This is a genomic window from Bacillus sp. JJ1532 (assembly GCF_036965085.1).
GTDB lineage: Bacteria > Bacillota > Bacilli > Bacillales > Cytobacillaceae > Cytobacillus.
Window position 1 is genome coordinate 46,596 of the sequence record NZ_JBALOW010000012.1, and the last position, 18,752, is coordinate 65,347.

At 39.1% G+C, this 18,752-nt stretch carries 20 protein-coding genes and 2 riboswitches; of the genes, 12 read left to right on the top strand and 8 right to left on the bottom strand.

Translation table 11 applies throughout. The features are described from left to right. Positions 1-6: 6 nt before the first annotated feature. A riboswitch (SAM riboswitch) is annotated at positions 7-159 on the bottom strand. A gap of 615 nt (positions 160-774) precedes the next feature. Next, positions 775-880: riboswitch (SAM riboswitch) on the top strand. 87 nt (positions 881-967) lie between these two features. From mtnW to V7122_RS05325, 5 genes are all read left to right on the top strand, one after another. Beyond that, entirely contained in the window at positions 968-2,191 is a 1,224-nt protein-coding gene (gene mtnW / locus V7122_RS05305) for a 2,3-diketo-5-methylthiopentyl-1-phosphate enolase (RefSeq protein ID WP_335354763.1), read from the top strand. Further along, a complete protein-coding gene (locus V7122_RS05310) occupies positions 2,188-2,853 on the top strand; it encodes a 2-hydroxy-3-keto-5-methylthiopentenyl-1-phosphate phosphatase (protein WP_335354764.1) in 666 nt (221 codons plus the stop codon). Before mtnW ends, V7122_RS05310 begins: the two co-directional genes overlap by 4 nt. Then, on the top strand, positions 2,850-3,473 hold the full coding sequence (locus V7122_RS05315; RefSeq protein ID WP_335354765.1) for a methylthioribulose 1-phosphate dehydratase: 624 nt from the start codon (positions 2,850-2,852) through the stop codon (positions 3,471-3,473). The genes V7122_RS05310 and V7122_RS05315 overlap by 4 nt, the downstream gene beginning before the upstream one ends. A gap of 16 nt (positions 3,474-3,489) precedes the next feature. Then, the gene (locus V7122_RS05320) at positions 3,490-4,023 is read left to right on the top strand and encodes a 1,2-dihydroxy-3-keto-5-methylthiopentene dioxygenase (protein WP_335525986.1); all 534 of its coding nucleotides are present in this window, start codon (positions 3,490-3,492) and stop codon (positions 4,021-4,023) included. Between the two features lie 179 nt (positions 4,024-4,202). Continuing rightward, positions 4,203-5,429 carry a TraB/GumN family protein gene (locus tag V7122_RS05325; RefSeq protein ID WP_335354767.1) on the top strand — a complete coding sequence of 409 codons (1,227 nt, stop codon included), beginning with the start codon at positions 4,203-4,205 and terminating at the stop codon, positions 5,427-5,429. Between the two features lie 123 nt (positions 5,430-5,552). On the opposite strand, the gene V7122_RS05330 is transcribed toward V7122_RS05325, so the two are convergent. Then, positions 5,553-7,133 carry a bifunctional metallophosphatase/5'-nucleotidase gene (locus tag V7122_RS05330; RefSeq protein WP_335354772.1) on the bottom strand — a complete coding sequence of 527 codons (1,581 nt, stop codon included), beginning with the start codon at positions 7,131-7,133 and terminating at the stop codon, positions 5,553-5,555. 189 nt (positions 7,134-7,322) lie between these two features. Here V7122_RS05330 and V7122_RS05335 point away from each other — a divergent pair, with 189 nt between their 5' ends. The 5 genes from V7122_RS05335 to V7122_RS05355 all read left to right on the top strand — a co-directional run bounded on the left by V7122_RS05335 (position 7,323) and on the right by V7122_RS05355 (position 11,340). After that, positions 7,323-8,240 carry a phosphate/phosphite/phosphonate ABC transporter substrate-binding protein gene (locus V7122_RS05335; protein WP_335354768.1) on the top strand — a complete coding sequence of 306 codons (918 nt, stop codon included), beginning with the start codon at positions 7,323-7,325 and terminating at the stop codon, positions 8,238-8,240. 84 nt (positions 8,241-8,324) lie between these two features. Then, positions 8,325-9,098, top strand: coding sequence for a phosphonate ABC transporter ATP-binding protein (gene phnC / locus V7122_RS05340; RefSeq protein WP_335525987.1), 774 nt, complete (start codon positions 8,325-8,327; stop codon positions 9,096-9,098). Further along, complete coding sequence (gene phnE, locus V7122_RS05345) at positions 9,092-9,886, top strand: phosphonate ABC transporter, permease protein PhnE (RefSeq protein WP_335525988.1); 795 nt, start codon at positions 9,092-9,094, stop codon at positions 9,884-9,886. Before phnC ends, phnE (V7122_RS05345) begins: the two co-directional genes overlap by 7 nt. Further along, complete coding sequence (gene phnE, locus V7122_RS05350; protein ID WP_335347009.1) at positions 9,883-10,686, top strand: phosphonate ABC transporter, permease protein PhnE; 804 nt, start codon at positions 9,883-9,885, stop codon at positions 10,684-10,686. The genes phnE (V7122_RS05345) and phnE (V7122_RS05350) overlap by 4 nt, the downstream gene beginning before the upstream one ends. A 96-nt stretch (positions 10,687-10,782) precedes the next feature. Then, positions 10,783-11,340, top strand: a complete 558-nt coding sequence (locus V7122_RS05355; protein ID WP_335347010.1) for a putative ABC transporter permease — start codon at positions 10,783-10,785, stop codon at positions 11,338-11,340. Between the two features lie 11 nt (positions 11,341-11,351). On the opposite strand, the gene V7122_RS05360 is transcribed toward V7122_RS05355, so the two are convergent. From V7122_RS05360 to V7122_RS05380, 5 genes are all read right to left on the bottom strand, one after another. Further along, positions 11,352-11,750: a VanZ family protein gene (locus V7122_RS05360; RefSeq protein WP_335354771.1), complete on the bottom strand. Its 399-nt coding sequence runs from the start codon at positions 11,748-11,750 to the stop codon at positions 11,352-11,354. 296 nt (positions 11,751-12,046) lie between these two features. Beyond that, complete coding sequence (locus V7122_RS05365) at positions 12,047-12,169, bottom strand: hypothetical protein (RefSeq protein WP_335525989.1); 123 nt, start codon at positions 12,167-12,169, stop codon at positions 12,047-12,049. Positions 12,170-12,208: 39 nt separating this feature from the next. Next, complete coding sequence (locus V7122_RS05370) at positions 12,209-13,111, bottom strand: aminoglycoside phosphotransferase family protein (RefSeq protein ID WP_335354241.1); 903 nt, start codon at positions 13,109-13,111, stop codon at positions 12,209-12,211. Positions 13,112-13,121: 10 nt separating this feature from the next. Beyond that, positions 13,122-13,595, bottom strand: a complete 474-nt coding sequence (locus V7122_RS05375) for a GNAT family N-acetyltransferase (RefSeq protein WP_335345477.1) — start codon at positions 13,593-13,595, stop codon at positions 13,122-13,124. Between the two features lie 26 nt (positions 13,596-13,621). Continuing rightward, positions 13,622-14,062: a DUF4275 family protein gene (locus V7122_RS05380; RefSeq protein WP_335525990.1), complete on the bottom strand. Its 441-nt coding sequence runs from the start codon at positions 14,060-14,062 to the stop codon at positions 13,622-13,624. Positions 14,063-14,248: 186 nt separating this feature from the next. Between V7122_RS05380 and V7122_RS05385 the strand changes: the two genes are divergently transcribed. After that, positions 14,249-15,043: a cytochrome c oxidase assembly protein gene (locus V7122_RS05385; RefSeq protein WP_335525991.1), complete on the top strand. Its 795-nt coding sequence runs from the start codon at positions 14,249-14,251 to the stop codon at positions 15,041-15,043. 98 nt (positions 15,044-15,141) lie between these two features. Continuing rightward, positions 15,142-17,352 carry a heavy metal translocating P-type ATPase gene (locus tag V7122_RS05390; RefSeq protein WP_335525992.1) on the top strand — a complete coding sequence of 737 codons (2,211 nt, stop codon included), beginning with the start codon at positions 15,142-15,144 and terminating at the stop codon, positions 17,350-17,352. A 119-nt stretch (positions 17,353-17,471) separates the two neighbouring features. On the opposite strand, the gene V7122_RS05395 is transcribed toward V7122_RS05390, so the two are convergent. Together V7122_RS05395 and V7122_RS05400 are read right to left on the bottom strand one after the other, a co-directional pair. Next, positions 17,472-17,780: an antibiotic biosynthesis monooxygenase family protein gene (locus tag V7122_RS05395; RefSeq protein ID WP_335525993.1), complete on the bottom strand. Its 309-nt coding sequence runs from the start codon at positions 17,778-17,780 to the stop codon at positions 17,472-17,474. Then, positions 17,780-18,751 carry a siderophore ABC transporter substrate-binding protein gene (locus V7122_RS05400; RefSeq protein ID WP_335525994.1) on the bottom strand — a complete coding sequence of 324 codons (972 nt, stop codon included), beginning with the start codon at positions 18,749-18,751 and terminating at the stop codon, positions 17,780-17,782. Before V7122_RS05400 ends, V7122_RS05395 begins: the two co-directional genes overlap by 1 nt. Position 18,752 lies beyond the last annotated feature (1 nt).

Consider the following 18,752-nt stretch of genomic DNA (forward strand, 5'->3'; position numbering starts at 1 on the left):
CTCTGCCTCTTATCTCTCAGAAAGTTTCCTTTCCGTTGGAATTAGCACCGTGCCTTGCGGGAAAATCCCGGCGCCTAATAGCGCCCCGTTTCACAACGGTATTACGGTCGGTTGCTGGGCTTCATCGGGCCAAATCCCTCTGCCTGCTCATGATAAGAGTATTTAACATATTCACGTTAGTTTGCTTGAAATGAATGTTAGCATGCGATTCTGGAAAATGTCAACCACCTTTTTCTAAATTTATTTTATTATCTTGCATTACCCCGGATTAATTTTCATAACTACCGTATGCGTTGTTTTTTCTTGGTTAATGGCATTATAGAGCCTTTTTAACTACCTTAGCCATATTTTCACCTGTCGATAGGAGTTATGAATGCTCCTTAACTATCTTCAGCCATATTCTCACCTGATGATGGGCGTTATAAATACTTCTTAACTACCTCCAGCCATATTTTCACCTGTCGATGGGCGTTATAAAGACTTCTTAACTACCTTCTGCCACATTTTCACCTGTCGATTAGCGTTATAAAGACTTCTTAACTACCTTCACCCACATTTTCACCTGTCGATTGGCGTTATAAAGACTTCTTAACTACCTTTTGCCACATTCTCACCTGACAAATGGGGTTATATAGTTTTACGCCGAACTCCTCCCCACGACTTTTACGATAAAAATTAAAACTTGCACTTAAAATTATCCTATTGACAGAATTTTTAAGCGGTGCAATAATAAAAGGCAGTTACTTTTGAAATGTAAATTAATTGAATATATTTTTCTTATTAAGAGCAGGTGGAGGGACGAGCCCGATGAAACCCGGCAACCGATCAAACGATTTGACACGGTGCTAATTCTTGCAGCTTTCATGCTGAGAAATAAGAAGATGTTTGTCTATTGACCTCTTCTTATTTGAAGAGGTTTTATTTTTTTATAGAGAATACTAACTTTAAAAAGGAGGATGATTCGAATATGAGTGAAATCATCGCTACCTACCAGCTATTTGGCAAGCCAGGATCCTTTGAGAAAAAAGCGGAAGGGATTGCACTTGGCTTAACGATCGGCTCATGGACAGATTTGCCACTGCTTGAGCAGGAGCAGCTGAAGAAACATAAAGGACGCGTCATCTCAGTCGAGGAATTTTCGAACACGCGCCATCCTGTTAAACAAAATGATATTTTAAGCAAAGTAAAAATTGCTTATCCAAGTGCGAATTTTTCAGCAGATCTACCAGCTATTTTAACAACGGTTTTCGGAAAGCTTTCCTTAGATGGAGAAGTCAAATTGCTTGATTTAGAGTTTAGTTCAGACCTATTAAGCAGATTTCCTGGCCCGCGCTTTGGAATTGAAGGCATTCGGAAGACATTAAATGTTTATGATCGACCACTAACCATGAGTATTTTCAAGGGAGTTATCGGAAGAGACATCGAATATTTAACAGCTCAATTGAAGGAGCAGGCTCTTGGCGGAGTGGATCTTGTGAAGGATGATGAAATCCTATTTGAAAATCTACTAACTCCATTTGAACAAAGAATTTTAAGAAGTAAAGAGGTTTTACAGCAGGTCTATGAGGAAACTGGCCATCGTACCCTTTATGCCGTAAACCTGACAGGCCGGACTTCCGAATTAAGAGATAAAGCAAAAAGAGCTAAGGATCTTGGTGCTGATGCCCTTTTATTTAACGTTCATACGTATGGACTGGATGTCCTCCAGGAGCTTGCGGAGGATGAGGAGGTTCAGCTTCCGCTTATGGCACATCCAGCTTATAGCGGTGCCTTCACCTCATCAGCTTTTTACGGGGTAGCAAGTCAGCTTGTACTTGGTAAGCTAACACGATATGCGGGTGCTGACTTTTCCTTATTCCCTTCTCCGTATGGCAGTGTAGCTCTTGAAAAGAATGCTGCACTGGCAATCGGTGAGAAGCTGACTGAAGAAGCTGCTGTAAAACGGGCGTTTCCAGTACCATCTGCGGGCATCCATCCTGGGCTAGTGCCTCTGTTAATGGACGACTATGGAAAAGATTGCGTAATCAACGCTGGGGGCGGCGTCCACGGTCACCCTCACGGAGCAGCAGGCGGTGGAAAGGCATTTAGACAGGCAGTTGACGCTGTTCTAGCAGGTAAAAATTTGGCCAACGCTGCAGAAGAACATCAAGAATTGAAAATAGCCCTTGAGTTATGGGGAGGTTCAAAATGAAGAATCCAGTGATTTTCTGCGACTTCGATGGGACAATTACGAATAAAGATAACATCGTTAATATAATGAGAGAATTCGCCCCGCCGGAATGGGACGCCATCAAGGATGACATATTAGGTCAAAAGGTTTCCATTCAGGAAGGGGTCGGCAAGCTGTTCTCTCTTCTTCCCTCTTCGAAAAAAGAGGAAATCATCTCATTCGTACTGAAGGATGCTGTAATTCGAGAAGGCTTTGCTGAATTTGTTCAGTTTACTAGAGAAGCAAATATTCCACTTTATATTGTGAGCGGCGGGATCGATTTTTTCGTACATCCTGTCCTTGAGGCATTTGGACCTTTTGAAAAAATTTATTGTAATGAAGCTGATTTTTCCGGTGAAAACATTCGAATTGTATTCCCTCATGAGTGTGATGATGATTGCTCAAACAAAGGCTGTGGCTGCTGTAAGCCATCGATTATTCGAAATCTGGCATCCGGGGAAAACACGAGTATCGTGATCGGGGATTCCATCACGGATCTTGAAGCCGCGAAGCTTGCAGATGTTGTTATTGCCAGGGATTATCTCATTGAAAAGTGCAAGGAATTGAATATCCCTTACGAGCCTTTCGAGCGTTTCCAAGACTGTATTGACATCATTGAATCTCGATTGGATGTGAAAGTATGAGTGCGCTCGTATCTAAATGGAATGAATTAGCTGATATTAAGGATGAATTGGCTGCAAGGGACTGGTTCATGGGGACTAGCGGTAATCTTGCCATCAAGGTTAACGCTGATCCATTGCAGTTTCTCGTAACGGCAAGCGGGAAGGATAAAAGGAAAAGAACTCTCGAAGACTTCCTTCTAGTCGACCGAGATGGCAAAGCAGTTGAAGAAACACATCTGAAACCATCTGCCGAAACCCTATTGCATTGCGCTGTTTTTCAAAAAACTTTAGCGGGCTGCAGTCTTCATGTTCATACAGTAGCAAACAATGTCATCTCAGAGCTATATGGCGAAGAAGGGAAAGTAACCTTTCAATTTCAAGAATTAATCAAGGCGTTTGATCTCTGGGAAGAGGATGCTAAGCTAACCATCCCCATTATTCATAACCATGCCCATATTCCTGCTTTAGCGGAAGAATTCCAAGAGCATATTCATGCTGATAAAGGAGCCGTCCTTATTCGAAACCACGGCATTACCGTTTGGGGCAAGAACGGCTTTGAAGCTAAGAAACTATTAGAAGCATGTGAATTTCTATTTCAATATCAACTAGCATTGATTAATGCTAAATCAAATTTTAAATAAGAGAGGGAGATTTCAGATGGCAACAATTACAATTCAAGGTACAAATGAAGTAATTGAAAATCAAAACGAGGTTGCAGCATTTTTAGAGCAGCAAGAAGTTATTTACGAGCAGTGGGATATTGAAAAACTACCGGAAAATCTTCGTGAAAAATTTGATCTTAGCGAAGATGAGAAAAACGGAATTCTAAATGCCTTCAAGGCAGAAATCGACAGTATTTCAGAACGCCGAGGCTACAAAACATCTGATGTTATTTCATTATCTGATTCTAATCCTAAGCTTGATGAGCTTCTGAAAAACTTCCAAAGAGAACACCATCATACAGATGATGAAGTGCGCTTTATCGCAAGCGGACATGGAGTTTTCGTTATTCAAGGTAAGGATGAGCGCTTTTTTGAAGTGCATTTAAACCCTGGCGATTTGATCTCTGTTCCAGAAAATATTCGCCATTATTTCACACTTGCTGATGATAGAAAAGTAGTCGCTGTCCGTATTTTCGTAACAGAAGAGGGCTGGGTACCGGTTTATGAAAAGGAAAGTGTGCAAGGTTAATAGTAAATAATATTAAAAAAGCTTATAGACTCTTCCGAAAAGGACTTTATCTATAGGCTTTTTTACTTTGTTGAGTCACCTCCTAAATTAAGGTATTATTAATTTGTTAATAGTTTACTATACTACATATAATTGGTTTCTCTATTAACGAATACTTTATTAGAGAGGAGAGAAATACTTTGAAAAAGATATTTAAAAATGCGGCTATGCTTTTCATTGCTACATTGCTCGTAGTTTCATCCTTTTCAGTTAATACGGCTTTTGCGGCATCGGAGAGTAGTAAGGATTGTGTTCCTAAGAAGATTATGTGGGGGAAAACAGAACTTAAGAGTGGTCAACTAGGTAAAATCACCATCCTGAAAGAAGCTAAGTTATTCTCTTTGAAAGAAAATAAGCTTGAGACTCACAAGACACTACCTGTAAAGGGTGAATATAGAGTCTATTCCTTTAAGAACCATTCTGGTGGTGACATTTATGGAGTAGGTGGAGGCTATTATGTAAAAAAAGATAGTGCAATAAAATATGAGACCCCTTCCAAAAGGAAATTAGCTGAGGTTAAAGCGGCCAGCTGTGAAAAGGAACAGGTTGCGGAAAATGAGGGTGGATTCCTTTGGAAAGCAGAAAAAAGTGGCAACACTGTTTACATGCTAGGTTCAATTCATTTAGGTATTGAAGACTTTTATCCATTAAACTCGAAAATAATGAAGGCTTTTGATGAATCAAAATATTTAGTTGTTGAAGCAGATATTCTTAATTTAAATCCCCTTGAATTTCAACAATCCATCCTTGAAAAAGCTATCTATGCTGATGGTTCAACCATTGAGGATCATATTTCGGAGGAGCTTTACACGAAACTAAAAGATATATTTATTAGTTTGGGTGCCGATTTTAACGAACTCAAGCATTTTGAACCTTGGTATTTTAATATGATTTTAGAAAGTTTAAAAATAACTGATCCTAAATATAAACCTGAATTAGGAATTGATTTTTATTTCTTATCTAAAGCGGGTGGTAAAAAAATTATTGAGTTAGAGGGAGCAGAGTTCCAATTAAATATGATGGACAGCTTTTCTGAAAATGTGCAAATAAAACTGCTTGAAGATTCCCTAAAAGTTGATAGCAGCGGCGAACTAGAAGCCCTTATAAAAGCTTGGCAATATAGTGATGATGACGCAATTGAAAAAATGCTTTTTAACGTTCCAGACGATAGCCCAGAATACCAAACATATATGACTGAACTGCTTGATAATAGAAATATTGGAATGGCGAATAAAATTGAACAGTACTTAACAGGGAGTATGAAAGAAACTTATTTTGTCGTTGTAGGTGCAGGACATTACTTTGGCGATATGAGCGTTATCCAGTTACTTAAAAATAAAGGCTACAAGGTTGAAAAACTACAATAGAAGTATCACTATGCTACTTTTATGTATTTTAATACCGTGTCAGACTGTAGACAAACTCGGTAAAATCGAGCTTGTCTACAGTCTTTTAAATTCACAATATTTAACCGAGAAAGTTTCATCCTATCACCAAACAACCTTCCAATTATGATCACAGGAGGCATAGATCTTTTTCCTTTTCATCATATAGTTAGCAATTAGCTCTGTCATATCTGTCTGAATTTCTTTGATGACAGGCTTATCTTTGAACATATAGTAGTTGCCTCCCCCGCCTGCTCGATAGTTGTTCATGACGACATCATATTCACCTTTCATCTGAACAGGATCTCCCTTAATGCTTAATTTAACGACCCGCTCCCCAATAGGGTTTCTTATATCAAACTCATACTCAATGCCTTCCCACATATCGTAGTTATAGTGTTGGGGCTTTGGTTCTGCAAAGGCAGGATTAACCTGAATCTCACCATCTTTACCGAGCATAAAATACGATGCACAAATCTCCAAAGCATCCTTCATATCCTGCCCAGTGATTCGAATGAGCTTCAACGTGTTCGGATAAATATAATTTGAAACGATGTCCCTCATTGTCACCTGTTCCTGAAAACCACGAGAGCGATTATCAAATAAAGCAGTAGAGGAAATCCTTGCGCCTGATGCATCCATTTGCACATAATTAAAAAATTCAATAAGAGGATGATCTCCTAATCTTAATTCTAATGCGCCGGAAATCGTCATATCCCCTATTATTTTGGCAATTGGCTGATCAAGCCAAATTTGAGTGTCCTTCTCATACTCTTCAGTCATTTTCAAGATATGAGGATCTGCTTGAACAGAATGGTCAACCTCTATAAGCTGTGACGAGCAGCTTTTAAACACCCATTTTCCTTCGATTTTTTCAAAATAAGCTTTCACTTTACCTAAAGCCTGTCCATTGTAGCCGGGTTGAACGACTGTCACTCCGTTCAAAGTATCCGCAATCATTCGATGCTGGTGACCCGTCAGCAAAATATCAATTCCTTCAATTTCATGGCATATCGCATAAGCCTGATTTTCTCCAGTCATGGCTTCTTCAGGCTCCCCGTTGGATAGATCCCGTTCAAATCCTCCATGATAGGAAACGACAAGCAAATCATACTGTTCATGCTTTTGAATAAAATTAACCCACCTTTTTGCACTAGCTAACGCATCTTCAAATTGGAGTCCCACAATATGCCTTGGGTTTTCCCAATTCAGAATATAATGTGTCGTAATTCCTAGAACAGCAACACGCAGCCCATTTTCAAACTCCTTCACTATGTACGGAGGACCAAATGCACTTTCCTTCGTTCCTTCTCTTAATATATTGGCCGATAACCACGGGAACTGGGACTCGTCCACCGCTGCCTGTAATAGTTCGGAACCGTAATTAAACTCATGATTTCCAATTACAGCACAATCATAATTTAAATCATTTAGCAGGCTTATAAGCGGATTTATCTTTTCTGGAAGGAATTTTGCATAATAATATGTTAAAGGCGTCCCCTGAATGACATCCCCATTGTCTATTAAAAGGGAGTATTGATTGTTTTCTCTCTCACTTTTAATCAGTGCAGCAATCTTTGCTAGCCCTGCATTCACTTCTTCATTATCCCTGTAATTAATCGGGAACACATTTCCGTGCAGATCACTAGTTTCCATAATAATAAGCTCACAGCGTTCATTATCCATGGCTTCCACTTCACATCCCCTCTAATTACTTCCACTTTGATTATATAGGTAGTTCTTTCATGTAAATTTATTTTACAACAAACCACACCAAACATTTACATTATTTAACACCATATTTACAGAACTATCCATATCGTTTGCTATAATTCAAATCGTAAAATATTCTTTTTCCATTTGGAGGTAACTGAAATGTTTAAGAAATTGGCAACGATTGGCCTATCTCTTGCTCTAACAACGGCCATCTTGAGTGCATGCGGCTCAAACAAAACATCTAGCGGAGATTACACCCCTGAAAGCTTAACTGTTCAATTTGTACCATCGCAAAATGCAGACACATTAGAAGCAAAAGCTAAACCATTAGAAGGTTTGCTTAAGGACAAGCTAGGAATTCCTGTAACAGTAAGTGTATCAACTAACTACAACACGATTGTTGAAGCAATGGCATCGAAAAAAGTAGACGTTGGCTTTTTGCCTCCAACGGCATATGTACAAGCCCATGAAAAAGAGGCTGCAAATGTTATTTTGCAAGCACAACGCTTCGGTGTTGACGATGAAACGGGTGCACCTAATGATAAATTAGTGGATTTCTATAAATCTATGTTTATTGTAAAAGCAGATTCTGATATCAAAAGCGTGAAAGATTTAAAAGGAAAGAAAATTGCTTTCCAAGACGTTACATCTTCAGCAGGTTATGTTTGGCCCGCAGCTGCCTTAATGGATGAAAAAATTGACCCGCTTACGGACGTTGAGGGGATCACAGTGAAGGGACATGACCAAGCTGTGATTGCATTACTAAACGGTGATGTTGATGCAGCGGTTATTTTCCAAGATGCACGTAATATTGTAAAAGGCGATTATCCAAGTGTATTCGAAGAGACAAAAGTTCTTCATTTCACAGAACCAATTCCAAACGATACGATTTCAATCCGCTCCGATATGAGTGAAGAATGGACAAAAAAAATTCAGGATGCCTTTATTGAAATTGGCAAGGATGAAGAAGGCCATGCCATCATTAAAGACATTTACTCCCATGAAGGCTATACACCATCTGAAGATAAAGTGTTTGATATTGTTCGCGATTATGCAGAAAGAGTGAAAACCGAGTAATATAGGAAGCCAAAAATGCCAGCCAGTGAAGGGTTAAGAACTGGTATGGCATTTTTTGATTAAATAACCAAAGGTGGAATAAAAGTGATTGAATTTAAGAATGTCTCCAAGACATACCATAATGGTGTGAAAGGGTTAAACAATATTGATTTAAAGATTCATGAAGGTGAGTTTGTCGTCATCGTTGGCTTGTCGGGAGCAGGAAAATCAACCCTACTGCGTTCAATTAATCGTTTGATTGATATATCTGAAGGCGAAATTTTTATCAATAACAAATCGATTACGACAGCAACGGGATCTGATTTACGACGAATCCGCCGTGACATCGGCATGATTTTTCAAAGCTTTAATTTAGTGAAGCGTTCTTCGGTATTGAGAAATGTACTTTCGGGGCGTGTTGGCTATCATTCAACTTGGCGTACGATTCTCGGGCTTTTTCCAAAAGCAGATGTAAATCTGGCATTCGATGCTTTAGAACGCGTCAATATTCTTGAAAAAGCTTATTCCCGAGCAACGGATCTTTCCGGTGGACAGCAGCAGCGTGTCTCCATTGCCCGTGCGTTAGCTCAGGAAGCAAAAATCATTTTGGCAGATGAGCCTGTAGCCTCGCTTGACCCGTTAACAACTAAGCAAGTCATGGATGATCTGAAAAGAATTAACCAGGAATTAGGAATAACGACCATTGTGAATCTTCATTTTATTGATTTAGCAAGAGAATACGCAACAAGAATTATCGGATTACGGGCAGGAGAGGTTGTATTTGACGGGCCTGTTGAAAAGGCGACTGATGAAGGATTCTCGGAAATTTATGGCCGCTCTATTAAGAAGGATGAACTATTAGAGGTAAATGTATGCTGAGTCAGCCACAGAAGAGGGTCCTGCCTGAGCCTCCACGTAAACTAAAAACCTATTTAACCATTTTTATTATTATTTTGCTGCTTTTCGGAAGTGCAGTCCAAACAAATTCAACCATTACTGAGCTCATCATCGGTGCTCCTAACATGGTCGAGCTGCTTGCGCAAATGCTTCCTCCAAACTGGTCTTACTTCGGAAAAATTGTCGAGCCAATGCTTGAAACGATTCGAATGGCTTTAATTGGGACAACCTTTGGTGCCCTCATCGCCATTCCGATTGCGATTTTTTCTGCGAGCAACATTGTTCGTAACATATGGTTATACCATCCTATTCGTTTTGTCCTGAATCTAATTCGGACGATTCCTGACCTGCTGTTAGCAGCCATTTTCGTGTCTATTTTCGGCTTAGGACCACTTCCAGGTATTTTAGCGTTGACGATTTTCTCAATTGGCCTAGTGGCAAAATTAACATATGAAGCGATTGAGGCCATTGATCCTGGGCCACTTGAAGCCATGACTGCTGTTGGCGCAAACAAGGTTCAATGGATCTTTTTTGGTGTCGTTCCACAAGTTCTTCCCTATTATATTTCCTATGTGCTTTATACATTTGAGGTAAACATTCGGGCTGCAGCTGTATTGGGACTTGTCGGTGCCGGAGGAATTGGACTCTATTATGACCGCACACTCGGATTCTTTGAATATGATAAAACAAGCTCTATTATTATTTTCACATTAGTTGTTGTTTTAATAATCGACTACATGAGTACTAAATTACGGGAGAAATTAATATGAGCCAAACATCTAGAAACATTGTGAAGCCACCGAAAAAGAATATTCGTCTATGGATCATCTATCTCGCTTTAGCTCTTATTTATATTTGGGCTTTTTCCGGAATGCCGATTACAGGGGTAAAAGAAACAGCTGCTCAAGTATCGAAAGCCATTTTTTCAGGAATTTTCAGCCCCGATTGGGATTATGTCTATTTACCAGAGGGAGAGGATTTATTACGAGGGCTGCTTGATACACTCGCCATTGCGATTTTAGGAACATTTATTTCAGCCTTCCTCTGCGTTCCATTTGCTTTCTGGGCAGCCGCCAATATGAGCAAGGGGAAAAGTCTTTCTCATTCAGGTAAATTCATCCTCAGTTTTGTTAGGACATTTCCAGAGATCGTAATGGCGATTATGTTCATTAAAGCAGTTGGTCCAGGGTCCTTTGCTGGTGTACTCGCTTTAGGCCTGCACTCTATCGGGATGTTAGGAAAGCTTTTCTCGGAAGAAATCGAGAATATTGATCCAGGTCCCGCAGAAGCATTAACGGCTACAGGGGCAAACCGCATGCAAACTCTCTGGTTCGCCGTCCTTCCGCAAGTCATGCCTGGTTTCCTGTCCTATACTTTATATCGATTTGAAATTAACGTAAGATCTGCTGCAATCCTTGGCATTATTGGAGCAGGCGGGATCGGCACGCCACTTATTTTTGCACTAAGCTCCCGTGACTGGGATCGTGTTGGGATTATTCTATTAGGCATCATTGTCATGGTCACATGCATTGATCTTTTATCAGGCTATATTCGTAAGAAAATTATTTAAGGAAAAAGTTTTCAGCACTTTAGAAGAAATTGTATATTAAAGGAAATTTAGCGAAGCCTATAGGATGAATTTGTCATCTTGAAAGGGGTTTGCTAATTGGTAAATACGTTAGAAGTTTTTAGTGCTCATAGTCTTTTATTTTACTTTACGGTGTACTCATTTTTAGGCTGGCTGCTAGAAAACAGCTATAGCCTCGTTACAACGAGGAGATTTTTTAAAGTGGGGTTTTTCAGTGGCCCCTTTAAGCCTATGTATGGATTTGCACCAGTGCTTTTGGTTTTGTTAATTTCACAGGATACAAATTGGTTAATCGCTCTTTTTCTCTGTCTAGCCATTCCAACATTGATTGAGTATGTTAGCGGCTATTTACTTCATACTTACTTCCATCGCCGGTGGTGGGATTACTCAAATATCCCATTGCAGCTGCATGGACATATTTGTTTATCCTTTTCAATTTGCTGGATTTTTTTATCCCTCATTTGTTTAAAGTGGATCCATCCAGCATTAACCTCCATTTATGAAGCGATTAATCATTATTGGATTTGGCTTAGCCCTTTTGTTGCAATTTATTTATTTGCAGAACTTATTTTTTCTATAAAAAGGCATTTACCAAAGCATTCTTCTCAGGCTAAACAAGAAAGTCCAACTCAATAATAAATAAATAGCTACCTTCTTCTGAGGGTAGCCATTTTTATTATACTCAAAGCAATCAGCGCACCAATGGAATCAATTCCAACATCCACAATTGCGCCTGTCCGGTCTGGGAGAAAAGCCTGGTGAATTTCATCGGATGCTGCATAGATCGTTGTGTATAGCCATGCTTGTATAAATCGATGCTTTTCAAAGCTATTGTAAAACAATATAGCAAGCACCCCAAATGCTGATAAATGCACAAGCTTTCTAAATATGACGTTGATCATACTAGCCTGACCCTCAGATAGATTGAAAATATCTGCAATTATCATTAACGTATTTCCACCAGTCGAAGCAGGAGAAGCCGTTGTTATAAAAATAGCTATACAATACACAATAGCTGCTGTGAGCCAAATATATTTTTTCTTCATTTTTAATTCCTTCAGATGGTTTTTCTATTATTATAGGCATTTTTCGATTCACTTTTATATAGTTTGTCGAATTTTTCATGTCTGTCAGTCAAATTTGTCGGTCTATTGAAGCGAATGTACTTTTGGGGAGGTAGACAGAACGTCTTTTGGTAAATTGGCCGCGCCTAAGGAATACTTTTCTCGGTCAACTTTCATACTGCTTGGACTTTTCGAAGGCTTCCTCCTCTTAAAATGTCCGTCCAGCACCACTGCTTGGACTTTTCGAAGGCTTCCCCTCTTGAAATGGCCGTCCAGCACTACTGCTTGGACTTTTCTAAGGCTTTCCCCTCTTGAAATGGCCGTCCAGCACTACTGTTTGGACTTTTCACAGGTTTCCCTTCTTGAAATGTCCGTCCAACATTACTGCTTGGACTTTTCACAGGCTTTCCCCTTTTGAAATGTCCGTCTAGCTTCACGTTCTAATAACTTCTTAAATCTTTAAACACATAGATCGCTTTGAAGAAACCTTCATCCCAGGTTCCACTATCCTGAATAGACCAGCATGTTGCAAGAACAGCATGAGAAAATCCATATAATAGAATTCTATTTTTATCTAAGTTCAGTTCCTTTACAAAGATATCAATGCGTTTTTCTATTACTTCTGTGATTTGATCATCTGGCAGTTTATTTAGTAAAAATTGAATCACATCATATTCTCTTTCTCCAATTAGCCCTTTAGGATCAATGGCTAGCCAAGAATCGGTGCCTGTCCTTAAAATATTATAATGATGTAAATCACCATGGAGCAGAAAAGGCTCGGTCTGGGTTTCCGCTAACTCCCTAAAGTTCTCAGTCGCTTCTTGCAGCATTTCTTTCGTGATGGGTCCGAGTCCTTCAGGATTATCCTTATAAATTTTGTCTAAACTTTTTCCTCTCTCTTTAATATGCGGAATGTGAACAGATTTGGGAGCCGGGCTCCATAACTTTTTCATGACTTGAGAAGCAATATAAGCAGCTTCCTCATTATTCTCAAGTGAGGCAAGGGTCGTGCCAGGCTTTAATCTTTCAAGTAGTAGAACTCCTTTTATCCTATCAACATCTACGATCCTAACCATACCATGGTCGTTAAATAGAACGAGGGCCTCTACTTCAGAAAGAAATTCCTCACTCGGAACAGTTAGCTTGATGACTACTTCCAATCCATCATTCCGAATAGCAGGCGCCACAAAATTATAGGACAAATCAAACGGCGGCATGATTTTTAAATGCCACCGCTCCTCACATTCATGAATAAGCTCTTGAAACTCAAGTAACCACTTCTCCCCTTTTTCCTTATGCACATCTTTAATGGTTTTTACAAATTTAATTGGTAAATAAATCACTTTAGCACTCCTATGAATCTTTTATCATCGTCATAAATGCGGTAGACCCATTACTAAATTCTATTTTCCTCTTAAAACCAAGTTTTTCATAAAGGCGTATCGCCCTATCATTAAACTTCGCCACCGTTAAGCGAAGGGGAACTTCCTTATATGCGCCATGGATATGCCTTAGGATAAAAGAAAAGAATGCATATCCCATTCCCTGCCCTGTTAACTCGGGCTTCATTCCAAGCCCAATATCAGTACATGTTTCTGAATAGGCACCATACTTTGTCCCAGCAGGCACCTGGGCAGAATCCCCAGTACAAAAGAAGCCTATTAATCGACCATTTTCGTCAATGACAACTGAATACGAGCTTCCTAATAACTCCCTTATAGATTCCTCGTTTTCTTCATTATTGTAAAAATTATAAGGTGCTGGGTATTTCCAGTTTAGGATTTCGACTGCCTCGTTTCGACTTATCCTTTTGATAAACAACTGCATATGATCCCTCTTTTAATTTGAAAATATTACCTTCCCTGTTTCCACGAAAAGTATGGACCGCACAATCCTTTTTCGTGTGTATTGACGTAAGTCCAGGCAAATTCCTTATCCACTACATAAATATCCTGTTCATTTTCAAAGTCTTCAGCAGTAATTTTAGATACATTTTCAATGATTATCGCATCATTTGAATGCTGATAAAAAACATAACATGCCTGCTTTTGTAATTGATTAAATGCTTCATTTGCCTGTTCTTCTTTCAAGCATTCCTTTGTTTCATAGCTGAAAATATGCCATAAGAATCCACTGCTTTTACCTTTGTCATGCAAATGAATTTTACCCTTCTCGTCCTCACTAAGATGACTAGCAAAATTCTCCTCCCATTGATTCCGTAAATACGTGCCCCATTTCGGAATCTTCGTTACCTTAACTCTTTTCTTTTGAAGCGTATTTATGAGTGTATTCATCTTCACTTCTCCTTGGAAACACTTTTATAATATTTTATGTTATTTTTTGGAATTATGAAAGTGTGTAGTGAACTTTGTTTAAAGGTTTGGTATGTATAATAATCAGAAATCATATCCATTATCATATAAGCTTTTCAGCAATGCCCCCAATTTATTTTATTTCATCCTGATATGAGGAGGAAAAGCATGTTTGATTATTTATTATTAATTAGAAATGAATTAGAATGGAATATTCCTATATTAATGACTGCCGTCTTTATCGCCGTTTTATACACAATACTCGTAAGACAAACGACTAAATTCACAATGCTTCAAAAGCAGCCATTTCTTTTTCTTTCCAGCCTAGGCTTACTTGTCTTGATAGTTGGGAGCCCCTTTGCAGCCATTAGCCACCTCTCATTCAGCTTGCATATGATCCAAATGAGCATTCTATTTTTTATTATTCCACCATTATTATTATTAGGGATTCCAAAGCCCGTTTATCAGCTATTGTGGACGGTTATCCTAGTCAGGTCTTTTCTTTTTGTAAAACCTATCGTGGCACTCTTTATTTTTGCAATCCTATTTTCCATGTATCATTTACCAACAATATTAAGCCTTATCTCTGATCATCCTGCCATTCATAATAGTTATTTCTTTTTACTATTTATCTTAGCCTTTCGTATGTGGTGGCCCATTACCTCACCGTTTAAAAAACTACGGACATATAGCGAGACTAAAAAACGTTATGCTTTCCTAAGCGGACTTCTTTTATTGCCAGCCTGCTCAGTTTTTATCCTCAATGCTTTAATTGATAGGATGAATAATCCGTTTTTAACTCAATTAATGACAAAACTTTGTTTACCCTCTCATTCTAGTTCTCATACACTTTTTCCTCCCTTAGTCAATACTAGGCTTGATCAACTCATGGCAGGCATTCTAATGCTAGGTATTCACAAAATCTCATTAAAAGCCGCACTGCATATGGGAGAAAAAAATTAATACAGGCTTTTACCAGCTCCTGCTGCCATTCGTTCTAAATACAAATCGATTTTAATAGAATGAATTATATTGATGAAGGAAAGGAGTGGGGCCCGGCTATGATCGAAACCGCACATATTGAAGTAAAAGGCATGCATTGTGCTGCCTGTACGACTCGAATTGAAAAATCAGTTTCAAAAATAGATGGAGTGACAGACATATCGGTCAATTTAACAACTGAAAAAGGCCGTGTCTCGTTTGAAAAAAACCGGACAAGCGTTTCTGACATCATTCAAAAAATAAACAAAATTGGGTTTGAAGCAAAGGAAGTCAGCCAGAACCGCTCCTCTGAACAGAACAAAAATATAGAGATTAGGAGACTTCAATGGAAATTCGTCTTTTCAGCCTTGCTTACTCTTCCGATGGCATGGGCTATGTTCGCCCACTTCCATTGGGCTTCCTTCATCAAAGTTCCTGATCTGTTTATTCATCCCCTTTTTCAGTTCGCAATTACGATTCCCATTCAATTCTTCATTGGGGCAGAATTTTATGAAAGAGCATGGAAAGCCTTAAGAAATAGAAGTGCAAATATGGATGTATTGGTCGTATTAAGTACGTCCGCAGCCTTTTTTTACAGCCATTATCTAACCTTTACAACCTTGAAAACCTATCATCAGGCCCAGCCGGTCGACTTGTTCTATGAGACAAGTGCCTTTATTATTACATTCATTCTCTTAGGAAAACTGCTCGAGGCAAAAACAAAATTACGGACGACAGAAGCAATCAAAAAGCTTTATCAATTACAAATGAAAACAGCCACTGTCTATATAAACGGGAGAGAAGAAAATAGACTGATTGAGCAAATTGTACCTGGAGATATTATCGTTCTAAGGCCTGGGGAGAAGGTGCCGATCGATGGACAAGTAATCGACGGGCATTCCGTCATGGATGAATCACTGTTAACCGGTGAAAGCATACACGTTGAGAAAAACATTGGCAACGATGTCTATGCTGGGACAATCAATCAAAATGGGTTATTAAAGATAAGAGCAACAAAAAGAAATTCTGATACTGCCCTGTCACAAATTATTCGGATCGTTGAGGAAGCTCAAGCTTCAAAAGCACCTATTCAATATATAGCAGATCATATTACAGCCCTATTTGTTCCAATTGTCATTGCCATTGCTTCGGTTACATTTGCCGCATGGTATTCCCTCTTTCAGCCAGGTGATTTAAAAGAGGCTTTAGAAAAAACGATCGCTGTTCTCATTATCGCTTGTCCTTGTGCGCTTGGGCTTGCCACTCCAACTTCTGTTATGGTCGGAAGCGGAAGGGCCGCACAGCTTGGAATCCTTTTTAAAGAAGGAAGATTTCTTGAATTATTAGGGAAAAATAATATCATTGTCTTCGATAAAACCGGGACCATTACAAAAGGACAGCCTCATGTGACCGACATTTATAGCGAATATTTAAGCATACGGGCTTTCTTAGAGACCGTTGGGGCTGTTGAGAGCATTTCCGACCATCCTATTGCTAAAGCAATTGTCCAGAGGGCGAAAAGGGAAATCTCTATTTTTCCAAGTGTGTCACAAGTCCTTTCAATTCCAGGATATGGAATCAGAGCAACAGTAAACAATCAAAAGGTTGTCATTGCCAGCCCGGCATATTTTAAAAGAAATGATATCTCCATCCCTCCAAAATCAGCCACTCTAGTAACCAAGCTAGAGCAGGAAGGAAAAACTGTCATGATTGCCTTTATTGATTCTCAGTTTTCCGGAATCATCGCTGTTGCAGATGAAATAAAATCAACATCTGTTAAAGCTGTAACTAGATTAAAGAAGATGGGGTTAGAGGTAATCATGCTCACAGGCGATAATCGGCATACCGCAATGGCTGTAGGAAAAAAAGCAGGAATCCATAAATTAAGGGCTGAAGTCATGCCCCAGCATAAAGCTGAAATCATACAGACATTACAACAAAAAGGAAACAAGGTCATAATGGTTGGAGATGGCATTAATGATGCACCTGCATTAGCTGTTGCCGATGTCGGAATTGCACTTGGAACAGGTTCAGACGTGGCCATTGAATCAGGTGATATGACCATTATCAAAGATGATCTAAATCGAGTCGTTGACGCAATCCTCATTAGCAAAAAAACGATGACTAATATTAAACAAAATTTTCTATGGGCTTTTCTCTATAATATTATGATGATCCCACTTGCCATGCTTGGTTACATGGCTCCTTGGCTTGCAGGGGCAGCCATGGCTTTTAGTTCCGTTTCTGTTGTGTTGAATTCCCTTCAGTTAAAGAGAGTTAGACTAAAGTAAGTATCGGTTAATTTTATTTTCAAAAAAAGAAATTAGAGAAGTTACCTGCTTCCATTTCTCTTGAGAATCCAAAAAATGAGGCAACCTAAATGATTAGGCGCCTCATCTTTATTTATTAATTACTTACTAACCGCCACAGTATACACATTTTGGCTTGACTCGATTATATAATCAGGCTTTGACTTTCCAGCTTTCGCTCTGTGTCCTGCAATATGCTCGGGGCTCTTCTCCCAGTTCTTCCAATCCTTTTCAGTTTCCCATCTGACAAGGACTAATACTTCCTCGTCACCACGGCGTACATTTTTGACTAGAACTTGAAGGTCGACAAAGCCCGGCTGCTTCTCAATGAGTCCCTCACCACTGAAGCGCTCCACCACTGTATCAGAAAAGCCCTCCTTCACAACCATTTGCTTAATCTGGTAAAACATTATTCTACACCTACTTGTGCATCTTCAACCATTAGCTTCATAGACTGTAGCCCGCCACCAGATAAATACCATGGGCCGCCGTTTAAGTAAAAGATTTTACCATTTTTGAATGCATTTGTTTTTTGGACAAGCTCATTTTCAATTGCATCCTTCACACTCGCATTGCTGTCAAATGCTGCATCACGGTCGATTACGAACATAATGTCTGGATTTGTTTCAGAAATGTATTCAAATGAAATGCTCTGTCCATGAGTTGATTGTTCAATCTTTTCATCAGCAGGCTTGTAACCAAACACATCATGAAGGATACCGAAACGTGAACTTGGTCCATAGGCACTCACTTTTCCTTCATTCCCCATAATAATTAATGTTCTAGCATCAGTGCTTCCTGTTTTTCCTTTTATTGCATCTATATTCTTATTAACTTCTTCCAATTCCGTTTTCATTTGTTCTTCTTTGCCAAAAACTTGTGCTATCACTTCCATGTTATGTGTGAAGGATTCCATATAATTTGTGTAATCAATTCCTACATAAATTGTTGGAGCAATTTTTTTGAACTCTTCATACATATCAGATTGGCGTGCGGAGATGAAAATCACATCTGGCTTTAATGCATGAATTGCCTCAAAGTCGGGCTCCTTCAAGCTTCCTACATTCGTGTACTCAGAACCAGCATATTTTTCTAAATATGGCGGAATGGTTGCCTGTGGTACTCCAGTAACAGGAACACCAAGCTCATCCAATGTATCTAATATACCAAAATCAAAAACTACTACTTTCTCAGGCGTCTTTGCTAAAACAATTTCTTCCTTATCAAGTTCATGCTTAATTTTTATTTCTGCAGATTCCTCTATTGGCTTGTCGCTTCCAGAATTCGAGCTTTCCTCTTCTTTTGCAGCTTCCTTCGATCCACACGCAGATAGCACGAGGAAAACCGTTAATAATAATGCAAATAATGGCCATTTTTTCATA

Coding starts and splice junctions, on each gene's coding strand:
- V7122_RS05320 (WP_335525986.1), top strand. CDS start 3,490: ATGGCAACAATTACAATTCAAGGTACAAATGAAGTAATTGAAAATCAA.
- V7122_RS05380 (WP_335525990.1), bottom strand. CDS start 14,062: ATGAATACACTCATAAATACGCTTCAAAAGAAAAGAGTTAAGGTAACG.
- V7122_RS05400 (WP_335525994.1), bottom strand. CDS start 18,751: ATGAAAAAATGGCCATTATTTGCATTATTATTAACGGTTTTCCTCGTG.
- phnE (WP_335347009.1), top strand. CDS start 9,883: ATGAGCCAAACATCTAGAAACATTGTGAAGCCACCGAAAAAGAATATT.
- V7122_RS05335 (WP_335354768.1), top strand. CDS start 7,323: ATGTTTAAGAAATTGGCAACGATTGGCCTATCTCTTGCTCTAACAACG.
- V7122_RS05385 (WP_335525991.1), top strand. CDS start 14,249: ATGTTTGATTATTTATTATTAATTAGAAATGAATTAGAATGGAATATT.
- mtnW (WP_335354763.1), top strand. CDS start 968: ATGAGTGAAATCATCGCTACCTACCAGCTATTTGGCAAGCCAGGATCC.
- V7122_RS05375 (WP_335345477.1), bottom strand. CDS start 13,595: ATGCAGTTGTTTATCAAAAGGATAAGTCGAAACGAGGCAGTCGAAATC.
- V7122_RS05310 (WP_335354764.1), top strand. CDS start 2,188: ATGAAGAATCCAGTGATTTTCTGCGACTTCGATGGGACAATTACGAAT.
- V7122_RS05315 (WP_335354765.1), top strand. CDS start 2,850: ATGAGTGCGCTCGTATCTAAATGGAATGAATTAGCTGATATTAAGGAT.
- V7122_RS05395 (WP_335525993.1), bottom strand. CDS start 17,780: ATGTTTTACCAGATTAAGCAAATGGTTGTGAAGGAGGGCTTTTCTGAT.
- V7122_RS05330 (WP_335354772.1), bottom strand. CDS start 7,133: ATGGATAATGAACGCTGTGAGCTTATTATTATGGAAACTAGTGATCTG.
- V7122_RS05390 (WP_335525992.1), top strand. CDS start 15,142: ATGATCGAAACCGCACATATTGAAGTAAAAGGCATGCATTGTGCTGCC.
- V7122_RS05360 (WP_335354771.1), bottom strand. CDS start 11,750: ATGAAGAAAAAATATATTTGGCTCACAGCAGCTATTGTGTATTGTATA.
- phnE (WP_335525988.1), top strand. CDS start 9,092: ATGCTGAGTCAGCCACAGAAGAGGGTCCTGCCTGAGCCTCCACGTAAA.